Source organism: Komagataeibacter kakiaceti JCM 25156 (assembly GCF_000613305.1).
In genome coordinates this window covers 1-712 of record NZ_BAIO01000818.1, presented here as the reverse complement: position 1 = coordinate 712, position 712 = coordinate 1, and the positions used below count along the sequence as shown (strand labels likewise).

General features: G+C 66.3%; 1 protein-coding gene. It reads left to right on the top strand.

Translation table 11 applies throughout. The annotated features are described in order from the left end of the window. A partial coding sequence (locus JCM25156_RS19210; RefSeq protein ID WP_025814429.1) for an outer membrane protein occupies positions 1–712 on the top strand: 712 nt, incomplete at both ends.

Genomic DNA, 712 nt, shown 5'->3' with positions numbered 1-712 from the left:
CTGCTGGCAGCGACACCGTTCGCAGCCAAGGCCACGACCATCACCGGCCCGTATGTCGATATCGGCGGCGGTTACAACCTGACCCAGACCCAGCACGGGCACTTCGCCGACCCCAATTCCGGCGCTGGCACCCCGGGCGAGCCGGGCCGTGAAAAGCTGGGCCACCGCCATGGCTGGACCGGCTTCGGCGCCGTCGGCTGGGGCTTCGGCAACGGCCTGCGCGCGGAAGTCGAGGGCGATTACAACTGGTCCGAGATCTACAGCAAGTCCCGTGGCGACAAGGGCAGCGACCGCTCCTATGGCGGCTTCGTCAACGTCCTGTATGACATCGACCTCAAGCGCCTGTTCAACATCGATGTGCCCGTCACGCCGTTCGTCGGTGTGGGTGCCGGCTATCTGTGGCAGGGTGATCACAACATCACCGTCGGCGCGAACAACCCCTCCGGCCCGCGTAGCCTGAGCGGCACCAAGGGCGGCTTCGCCTATCAGGGCATCGTCGGTGCGGCCTATGACATCCCGGGCGTGCCGGGCCTGCAGATGACCACCGAATACCGCATGATCGGCCAGCCGCAGTCCTTCACCATGGGTAACTTTACCGCTGGTGACGGCCATGCCAGCTTCGATCACCGCTTCAACCACCAGTTCATCGTAGGTGTCCGCTACGCGTTCAACAACGCGCCGCCGCCGCCGCCGCCGGCCCCCGCCGTGGTGC